The organism is Selenomonadales bacterium (assembly GCA_017442105.1).
Classification (GTDB): Bacteria; Bacillota; Negativicutes; order RGIG982; family RGIG982; genus RGIG982.
Genome location: JAFSAX010000014.1, coordinates 1 through 9,196, shown reverse-complemented (window position 1 = coordinate 9,196; position 9,196 = coordinate 1). Strand labels below are relative to the sequence as shown.

Sequence of the window (9,196 nt, the reverse complement as noted above, 5' to 3'; positions counted from 1 at the left end):
TCATCACGATCGGTGCTCGTACCATTACGGCAGACAGCGCACGCTTCTCTCCCGTTACGATGGAGGTATGGGGCGATGACGGTGTCAGCTTCAAGCAAGACGGCATCACCTTCAAAGGCGGCAGCGTATACGTCAAAGGTCCGGCACGCACGGCTTATATCAAAGGCGGCTCGCACTTCTCGCGTGACGGACTGACGATCACCTCCAACACGGCCTCGTTCAACTGGAAAACGAAGCTTGCCACATTCGACGGTAATGTCACCATCACACAGAACGGCAAAACTTGGACGACATCTCATCAAGAGTACGATGTACGAGCCAATGTTCTTCATTAAATAGAAAAAGAGTGGATACAGCTAAAACTGTATCCACTCTTTTTCTATTTCGACACTATTTCAAGTATGTCGGGCGAGAAAAAAATATCGTCATCCCCAACATAATGATCACGATCCCAACAAATTGCTGAAGCATGATCCCTTCATTCAACAACAAATAAGCTAAGATGCACGTACCGATCGGCTCACCCAGAATACTCATCGTTACGACAGATGCCGATACCTTCTTCAGCAAAAGATTAAATACGAACTGCCCCCCGATCGTGGCGATGAGTGCCAGACCGAGGAATGATAACCATGTTTTATCTGTATATCCGCTAAACGATTCCGCACGAACCACACAGTAGACGGCCAAGATAACGGCACTGATCAGATAACTGAGTACAGAATAAGTAAGTGCAGAAACGTCTTTTCTGACAGTTTCGCCGACAAAAAAGTAAAGAGCGATCACGCCTGCCGCCGCAAATGCCAGGATATCCCCGAACAGACTGTCACCGCTGATTCGAAAATCGCCTGCGCCAATGATGATGCAGCCGATCAGCGCAACGATACATCCTGTCAGCGCGGTTTTGGTTATCGTCCTTCGTTGTACGAACCGATCCAACCCAAGTGAAAATAACGGCTGCATAGAAACAAGCATAGTCGAGCTTGCGATTGAGGTGAATGTCAGCGATTCAAACCACATCACGTAATGGAGTGCTAAAAAGAAGCCTGCCGATATGATCTGCCGCCACTGTCTTCGTTGAAACGCGGTGATCTCAAAGCGGCTCTTACTGCTGAGCAGACAGAACGGCACCAAGACCGCGCCTGCAATAAGCAGTCGATAAAAAGCGATAATGGCGGAAGGTGCATCAGCGATCTTGACAAAAATAGCCGATGTCGACAGCGCAAACACACCGCCGAATAAAATAAGATATGTTTTGTAATCAGAATACATATGTACCTCCGCCAGTTATGATGATGCACAAGGACACATCGTTATTTCATGCCCATTTCTGCCAATATCCCGACAATGAGATCAAGATGTACGGCGATCGTGCCGATGGCGATACGCTCTTGTGGGCTGTGTACGTGCTCAACGGTAGGCCCGATCGAGATGAGTTTTAGGTTTGGATTTTTTTGATAAAAGTAACTGCATTCAAGTCCCGCATGGCAGGCTTCTATCTTCATCGGTGAGCCGTTTTGTTTTCTGTAGACGGCCGAGGCAAGCTGTGCCAGGCGGTTATCGTTCGCTAACGGCCACGCAGGGATCTCTCCGTAGAAGTCTGCTTCCATCCCGCACGACTTGACAATATCGCCGACCGCCTGACGATACCATGCCATATCACTTTCGTTTGAACTGCGAGGGTGCATACGAAATTCTATGATATTACCGTTCGTTTCTGCGACACCGACATTCGATGACGATTCGACGAGCGACGGAATCGCTTGATGCATCGAGCGCACACCGTTGGGGAGTTGTCGGCAGAATGAGATCAGTCTTATCATAGAGTCGTTCGTCATCGGCAGTGCGTCACTTCCCGTTTCTTTAAGCGATATCGTAAGACCGCGCTCCGCAGAATACAGCATGCGAAGTCTTGCCATCTCTGTTTGCAGAAGTTGCTCTGCTTCGCCCACCTTCTCGGCAGGCAACTCTACGAGTGCGCGCGCTCTTGCGGGAATCGCATTGCGTGCCATACCGCCGTCCAAACGGATAAGGCGTACGCCGTCAAGCTGTGATAGGCAATCTGCCATGACAAGGATCGCATTGGCACGCCCCTTGTGGATATCGACGCCAGAATGACCACCGAGCAATCCTCCGACTTCGATTTGACAGACAGTCGTCCCTATTCGTCTTGCGGTACGCTTGCAAGTAAGTCTTGCGTCGATGTGCATACCGCCCGCACTGCTGACAGTGATCGTATCGACTTCTTCCGAATCACAATTGATGAGATAATCTCCGTCGAGCCACTTCGCATCAAGCTGACTTGCACCGCGCATCGATGTTTCTTCTTCCACAGTGAAGATAGCGCGGATAGGTCCATGCACAAGCGAGGTATCCTTCAAGATGACCATGATGACAGCCACACCGATGCCGTCGTCTGCACCAAGACTCGTGCCGTCCGCCTTGAGATATGCGCCGTCTTCTACAAGGCGAATGGGGTCGGTATACTTATCGTATACGACACCGTCTGCCGATACACAGACCATATCCATATGCGCCTGCAGGATAGTCGTCGGCCATGCCTCACAGCCTGCCGATGCCTGCTTCTCGGCGATCAGGTTACCGCACGCATCGCGGTATACAGTAAGCCCCGCTTCACGAAGCGACTGTTCGAGATGATCGCCGACTGCCTGTTCTGCCGTAGACGGATGCGGGATAGCCGAAAGCACACGGAATTCATCCAGCACAAGGCGTGTTTTTTCCTCCCGCAATATTACGTTATCCATCGTATCATTCCTTTCCGATATGATACAAAAAGCGCACGGAGCGAATCCATGCGCTTTTCTTTTTTCAATTAGACGATCTTTCTGAAGTCAGCCAAAACGCCAGCGAACTGTTTGATATGGTTGAGAAGAGCGATACGGTTGTTTTTCACCGCTTCGTCTTTTGCCATGACCATAACGTCTGCGAAGAACTTGTCGATCGGCTGAGCGAGTGCAACGAGTGCTTCCAAACGAGCCTGATGCGTAGCAACTTCCTTCACATTGTTGAACGCTTCCCAGAGAGCGCCTTCTGCTTCTGCTTCGAAGAGAGCCGTATCAACAGCGAGCATTTCGCTGTCTTTTACGAGATTCATAACACGCGTGAGTGCCTGTACCGCAACGCTGAAGTCGTGGTTCTGGAGCACGTGTGCGCGTGCTGCTGTATCTGCCGCATCGTCACAGCCTGCTTCGAGGACAGCATCAACGATGTCATAGCGAACGCCTGCATCGCTCAAGATATTTTTCATACGGAGCACGAAGAATTCCTGTACAGCGCGAACGAGTTCTTCCGTTTTTGCTTCATCAAGGCCGAGAAGTTCTGCCGCTTTGGCCGCAATGCGAGCGATGGATACGGAGTAACCTGCTGCGATGCAGATGTGTGCGATACCGAGTGCCTGACGACGAAGTGCGTACGGGTCCTGCGAACCTGTCGGGATAAGGCCGCGGCTGAACGTAGCCACGATGTTGTCGATCTTGTCAGCAATGCCGACGACACGACCGAGGTCTGTCTGCGGAAGGATATCGCCTGCGAAACGCGGGAGATAATGTTCGAAGATCGCTTCTGCAACAATATCTTTTTCACCGTCGAGGCGCGCATATTCGCGACCCATGATACCCTGCAATTCGCTGAACTCGCCTACCATACCCGTCAAAAGGTCTGTTTTTACGAGGAGAGCCGCACGACGAAGGTCTGCTTCGTCAGCCTGTACGTTTGCTTCAGCCGCAATGAATACGGAAAGCTCCTGCAAACGAACGGCTTTGTCGTAGATCGTGCCCAAACCGTCTTGGAATACGATCGTTTTCAATTTTTCGACGCGATTTTCGAGCGTCTGTTTTTTATCTTCTTCATAGAAGAATTTCGCATCGTCAAGACGTGCGCGGAGAACGCGTTCGTTACCGTGCTGAACGATCTCGAGATGATCTCTGCTGCCGTTGCGGACTGTGATGAAGCGCGGCATGAGCGCACCGTTTGCATCGAGTACCGGGAAGTATCTCTGATGTTCGCGCATCGGCGTGATAACTGCTTCCTGCGGAAGTGCAAGATATTTGTCTTCGAACGTACCGCAGAGTGCCGTCGGATATTCAACAAGATATACGACTTCTTCTAAAAGGTCTTCCGTGATCTCTGCACGGCCGCCTTCTTTTTCTGCAAGCGCATTGATCTGTGCTACGATAACTTCTTCACGTTCTTTCTGATCGATCATGACGAAGTTTTCTTTCAGTTTTGCGAAATAATCTGCTACCGATTCAACAGCCACTTTGCCCTGACCAAGGAAACGATGACCCATCGTGAACATATCACTCGATACTTCTGCGATCGTAAGCGGAATGCGTACATTATCCCAGATAGCAAGGAGCCAGCGGATCGGACGAACGAATTTGAAATCGAGGTCTGCCCAGCGCATATTTTTCGGGAAGTTGAGGCTGAGGATGAGTTCTTCCAAGAAGGACGGAAGGAGTGCTTCTGCCGCCTGACCTTCTTCATGGACGATCGCATATACATAACCGTCTTTTACGACGAGGTCTTTCGGATCTACTTTCTGACCGCGTGCGAAGCCCTGAGCCGCTTTGCTCGGGTTGCCTTCCGCATCGAATGCGATCTTAACGGACGGGCCTTTGTTCTCGCTCGTCTGGTCGAGCTGCTGTTCAGCCACTTGTTTTACGCAGAGCGTCAAACGGCGCGGCGTTGCGTATACTTCTACTGCTTCAAAAGCAAGGCGAAGTTCAGCGAGTTTTGTGCTTGCAAGAGATTCCATCTGTGCGAGGATACCCGGAATAAATCTTGCAGGAATCTCTTCCGTACCAATTTCCAACAATAAATCTTTTGCCATGATCATTCCGCTCCTTTCAACATCGGGAATCCGAGTTCTTCACGTTGTTTGAGGTATGCCTGCGCACACATTCTTGCCATCGCACGAACACGGCCGATAAATGCCGTTCTTTCGCTGACGCTGATCGCGCCGCGTGCGTCGAGCAGGTTGAACGTATGCGAGCATTTCAATACGTAGTCGTATGCAGGGAGAACGAAGCCCGTTTCAACGACACGTTTTGCTTCTTTTTCATACATATCGAAGAGCGTGAAGAGCATATCCGTATCAGCTACTTCGAAGTTGTAGTGCGAGTTTTCTACTTCGTTGCGATGGAATACGTCACCGTACGTTACATCGCCGACCCATTTGAGGTCGTATACGTTTTCTACACCCTGAATGTACATTGCCAAGCGTTCAAGACCGTATGTGATCTCAACGGAAACAGGTTTTACGTCGATGCTGCCGACCTGCTGGAAGTACGTGAACTGCGTGATCTCCATACCGTCGAGCCATACTTCCCAACCAAGGCCCCATGCGCCGAGCGTCGGAGATTCCCAGTTGTCTTCAACGAAACGAATGTCATGCTGCGACGGATCGATGCCGAGCTCTTTGAGGCTCTCGAGGTAGAGCTCCTGAATGTTAGCCGGGGACGGCTTCATGATGACCTGGAACTGATGATGCTGATAAAGACGGTTCGGATTTTCACCGTAACGACCATCGTTCGGACGGCGGGACGGTTCTACGTAAGCTACGTTCCACGGTTCGGGACCGAGTGCTCTGAGGAACGTGGACGGGTTCATCGTACCAGCGCCTTTTTCCACGTCATACGGTTGGGATAAAATACAGTTCTGTTTCGCCCAGAAGTTCTGAAGCGTCAAGATAATATCCTGAAATGTCATAAGTCGATTCCTCCTTCAAATGTTTGACAAATAAAAACACCTCGCTCCCATGTAACGAAATGTTACAGGGACGAGATGTCAATTTCCCGCGGTTCCACCCTGATTGGCGTGATGCCCACCTTCATATATGGCGGAGTTTACTCTCTCATCTGAGATTTCCTTCCGCAGCTTGAGAATGCCTTCGCGTATCCGTATGTCGGGCTTGCACCGTCCCCGACTCGCTGACAGAGGTGGATATGCTCTCTTTCTCGCATTGCTGTCATATTGCTACAACTATACCAAAAAAGCACCTTTTTTGTCAAGGTGCTTTTACTTTTTCTCTTGTTCTTTCACGATCTGTTTCATGCAATATACAAGACCGTTTTTCTTGCGATGATGATTGATACATTCACAGCACTTGCCGTGACGCTCGCAATCAGTCTTCGGACAGATACAATTTTGCTCGTTGCAGCCTGCCATTTTGACTCCTCCTCAGCTTATCTATATAAGTATCATACCACATCAGTATGGATAATCCAAGAAGGAATTTATGTATCGCCGAGCTGTGCGATAAAATTAAGCGAGCGGAGCGGGCGATCGATGATATCCGTTAAGTAGGAGAGCAGCAGCTTCTCGGTATCGACCATATCACGGCCTGTTACGCGCGGCGGTTCAACCGGGCCGTCGCCGAGCGTTTCGAGCCACGCGATAAACGAGCGCATCGATTCACGCATAAGGATACTGTTCGTCTGACGACACGCTTCGCAGACGATACCGCCGAGCTGTCTGTCGAAAAAGACTTTTCCCTCTACTGCGCATCCGCACGCACTGCACCGTTCGGTGATCGGGCCGAATCCGCCATGCTTCATCATCTGAAGCGCACCCGCGAGCGCAACGATCCTCGGATTGCGCGTCTCTATCATTTCGAGGAGAAGAAGAAGACGTTCATACAGCTCCTCATCGCGCTCGCCATCCATCGTCAGCACCTCGCAGACTTCCGTCAAGAACGAGCCGTATGCCATGCGCGTCAAGTCTTCGCGGAGCACACGGAACGAACGCACGATATGGCACTGTTTCAGTGTGTCGATACGTTTGCCTTCCGCGAGCGTCATCTCTGCCTGCGTGAATAATTGTACAGAAGCCGCAAGCGCACTGCGCGGTTTGCGCGCTCCGTACGCTACGGCTTCTGTTTTTCCGTATTCTTTTGAAAAAAGTGTCACGATCCTGTCTGCCTCGCCCCAATTGCGAACCGACAACACGATCGCTTCCGTTTTTTTCATCTTATCCATCCTTACATCAATGCGTATCCGTTTCGATAAGCTCTTCAGCCTCATTTTCGTCTGCGCATTGCTTGTACATCAAATAGGCTTCGATCTGTCCTGTTGTCCGAAAAATCTCCCATAACGTATCTTTCAACATCAAGCGCACATCCTTTGCCAATTCGTGTCAGACTGCTTGTCCCTTCGTTTCGGTTTCCGCTATCGGCGTTGCCTTAAGACGCACGATACGGAATCCGTTTACTTCGATCGCGGTAAAACGATAGTTGCCGATCGTGACTGTATCGCCTACTTTCGGTCGTCTGCCGAGCAGGCCGAACATATATCCGCCGATCGTATCTTCTTCATGCTCGTCGAGTGCGATCGAGAGAAGCTCCGTCACTTCATCGAGAAGTACCTTGCCGTCGAATTCGTACACACCTTGTTCGACCGTTTCGATCTCAAGCGTTTCGTCTTCGTCATGCTCGTCTTGGATATCACCGACGATCTCCTCCAAGAGGTCTTCCATCGCCAAAAAGCCTGCGATACCGCCGTATTCATCAGCAACACCCGTCATGTGGATCCGTTTTTTACGCATGAGTGTCAAAATATCGGTAAGTGCCATACCTTCATGCACCATGAGTATCTCGCGCATGATAGAGCGGATATCCTTATTATCCTTGCGCGCAACTTCAAGCTCCATGACATCACGAAGATGCACCATGCCGATGACATGGTCTTTGTCCTCTTCACAGACAGGATAGCGCGTATGCGACGTGTCCATGATGACCTTGAGATTGTCCTCATAGCTGTCCTCTACGAACAAGCAGACCATATCCTTACGCGGTATCATGATCTCGCGCGCCGTACGATCGGAGAAATCGAACACGTTGTCGATGATCTCGCTCTCCATCTCATTGAGAACGCCTTCACGCTGACCCGTCGTTACGAGCATACGAAGCTCCTCTTCCGAATGGGTCGCTTCACTGTCCAGCTCGCTTTTCTTGATACCCAAAAGAGGCAGGCAAGCGATAGCGAGCTGTCTTACGATCGCATGAATAGGATAGCCTATTTTTTGAAAAATATAAAACGGCCGCACAGCAAAAAATGCCATTCTCTCTTCATCTCTGCGCATCACGAGTGTCGGCAAGATATCGCTTAAAAGCACCAAGAGCATCGCTTCGATGAGAAGCACGATGAACATTGCACAAGCCACGACCCACATACCGTACGCCATCGTCAACGGATGTGTTAGCGCGCTGTGTACGAGCGCATATCCGCTCCAGAGCGCGATACCACCGCCCAATAAGAGCATCGTGATACAGTTGCCCATCTTCGCCGCGCAGAGCGCAACACTGTCAGGCGCAAGCATCGAAAGCAAGAGCTCTGCATTCGCCTTGCCCTCACGTACACGTTCCTTTATCAAGTCCTCCTGCAAGCGCGGGAGTGCATATTCCATAAACACAAAAATAATTCGAATACCCAATAAGGCGACGATCGCCAGCATCCATAAAAAACCTTCTTCCGAATGAATAGGTCATCAACCTCCTTGCTGTAATATACGTTTATTCACTGACTGCTTGTTTCTCTTTTGAACCTGTTTCGATCTCCCGCTCCGTAGTCTGCGGTTCTGTTTCCGCTTCTGTTTGACCGACCGTTTTGCCATCGGCAACGATCGTCATCTTCGGCGGACGATTCGGTATGATCGAGCCTGCCGTCAAAATATATTGGAGCGCTTCTTCGCTCGAAATGTCAACAGGTATCAAGTCTTTCGTCGGTACCATGACATTGATGCCCGACGTCATATTAAGACTCCACGGCACGAATACGCACGCATATTCCACACCGTCCTGCCCCATGATAGGCGACAAGTCCTCTTTTACTTTGAATCCGAGCACACGCGCATTACTGCCGGGATACGTCACGAGCACGGCCTGATTGAACAGCTGCTTCGAATCAAAGACGGCCTCCGACAGCTTCTTGACACTCTGATAGATAAAGTTGACGATCGGGATCGTTCCGATCAATCTCTCGCAAAATCCGAGCAGACCTTCCAGCATCCAATGCGAAAAAAGATAGCCCGTAAGCAAAATGGCAAGTACGCATACGATAAAGCCAAGTCCCGGGAAGTAGTAGGTAAAATGGCTTCCGAGCAAACCTTCTGTCAGCTCATATGTTTCTCGCAATACGAAAAACGTAATAAATATTGGGACAAGAATGATAAGTCCTTT

10 protein-coding genes are annotated in these 9,196 nt (G+C 50.2%); 1 reads left to right on the top strand and 9 read right to left on the bottom strand.

The genetic code is table 11. The features are described from left to right. A partial coding sequence (locus IJN28_00615; protein MBQ6712274.1) for an organic solvent tolerance protein OstA occupies window positions 1-335 on the top strand: 335 nt, incomplete at its 5' end. Window positions 336-390: 55 nt separating this feature from the next. On the opposite strand, the gene IJN28_00610 is transcribed toward IJN28_00615, so the two are convergent. The 9 genes from IJN28_00610 to IJN28_00570 all read right to left on the bottom strand — a co-directional run. Beyond that, window positions 391-1,272 carry an EamA family transporter gene (locus tag IJN28_00610; GenBank protein ID MBQ6712273.1) on the bottom strand — a complete coding sequence of 294 codons (882 nt, stop codon included), beginning with the start codon at window positions 1,270-1,272 and terminating at the stop codon, window positions 391-393. 41 nt (window positions 1,273-1,313) lie between these two features. Further along, a complete protein-coding gene (pepD, locus tag IJN28_00605; GenBank protein MBQ6712272.1) occupies window positions 1,314-2,765 on the bottom strand; it encodes a beta-Ala-His dipeptidase in 1,452 nt (483 codons plus the stop codon). A gap of 68 nt (window positions 2,766-2,833) precedes the next feature. Further along, entirely contained in the window at window positions 2,834-4,852 is a 2,019-nt protein-coding gene (locus IJN28_00600; GenBank protein ID MBQ6712271.1) for a glycine--tRNA ligase subunit beta, read from the bottom strand. Window positions 4,853-4,854: 2 nt separating this feature from the next. Next, entirely contained in the window at window positions 4,855-5,730 is an 876-nt protein-coding gene (gene glyQ, locus IJN28_00595; protein MBQ6712270.1) for a glycine--tRNA ligase subunit alpha, read from the bottom strand. 309 nt (window positions 5,731-6,039) lie between these two features. After that, complete coding sequence (locus tag IJN28_00590) at window positions 6,040-6,189, bottom strand: hypothetical protein (GenBank protein MBQ6712269.1); 150 nt, start codon at window positions 6,187-6,189, stop codon at window positions 6,040-6,042. A gap of 68 nt (window positions 6,190-6,257) precedes the next feature. Beyond that, complete coding sequence (recO, locus tag IJN28_00585; protein MBQ6712268.1) at window positions 6,258-6,989, bottom strand: DNA repair protein RecO; 732 nt, start codon at window positions 6,987-6,989, stop codon at window positions 6,258-6,260. A 16-nt stretch (window positions 6,990-7,005) separates the two neighbouring features. Next, window positions 7,006-7,128 (bottom strand): YqzL family protein, encoded by a 123-nt coding sequence (locus IJN28_00580; protein ID MBQ6712267.1) that lies wholly within the window; start codon window positions 7,126-7,128, stop codon window positions 7,006-7,008. A 27-nt stretch (window positions 7,129-7,155) separates the two neighbouring features. After that, on the bottom strand, window positions 7,156-8,472 hold the full coding sequence (locus IJN28_00575; GenBank protein MBQ6712266.1) for an HlyC/CorC family transporter: 1,317 nt from the start codon (window positions 8,470-8,472) through the stop codon (window positions 7,156-7,158). Between the two features lie 58 nt (window positions 8,473-8,530). Further along, the coding region (locus IJN28_00570; protein ID MBQ6712265.1) for a DUF502 domain-containing protein at window positions 8,531-9,196 on the bottom strand (666 nt) is incomplete at its 5' end.

What these genes read in the sequence shown, in the direction of transcription:
- IJN28_00575 (MBQ6712266.1), bottom strand. Translation starts at nt 8,472, where the DNA reads ATGCTGGCGATCGTCGCCTTATTGGGTATTCGAATTATTTTTGTGTTT.
- pepD (MBQ6712272.1), bottom strand. Translation starts at nt 2,765, where the DNA reads ATGGATAACGTAATATTGCGGGAGGAAAAAACACGCCTTGTGCTGGAT.
- IJN28_00590 (MBQ6712269.1), bottom strand. Translation starts at nt 6,189, where the DNA reads ATGGCAGGCTGCAACGAGCAAAATTGTATCTGTCCGAAGACTGATTGC.
- IJN28_00610 (MBQ6712273.1), bottom strand. Translation starts at nt 1,272, where the DNA reads ATGTATTCTGATTACAAAACATATCTTATTTTATTCGGCGGTGTGTTT.
- glyQ (MBQ6712270.1), bottom strand. Translation starts at nt 5,730, where the DNA reads ATGACATTTCAGGATATTATCTTGACGCTTCAGAACTTCTGGGCGAAA.
- IJN28_00580 (MBQ6712267.1), bottom strand. Translation starts at nt 7,128, where the DNA reads ATGTTGAAAGATACGTTATGGGAGATTTTTCGGACAACAGGACAGATC.
- recO (MBQ6712268.1), bottom strand. Translation starts at nt 6,989, where the DNA reads ATGAAAAAAACGGAAGCGATCGTGTTGTCGGTTCGCAATTGGGGCGAG.
- IJN28_00600 (MBQ6712271.1), bottom strand. Translation starts at nt 4,852, where the DNA reads ATGGCAAAAGATTTATTGTTGGAAATTGGTACGGAAGAGATTCCTGCA.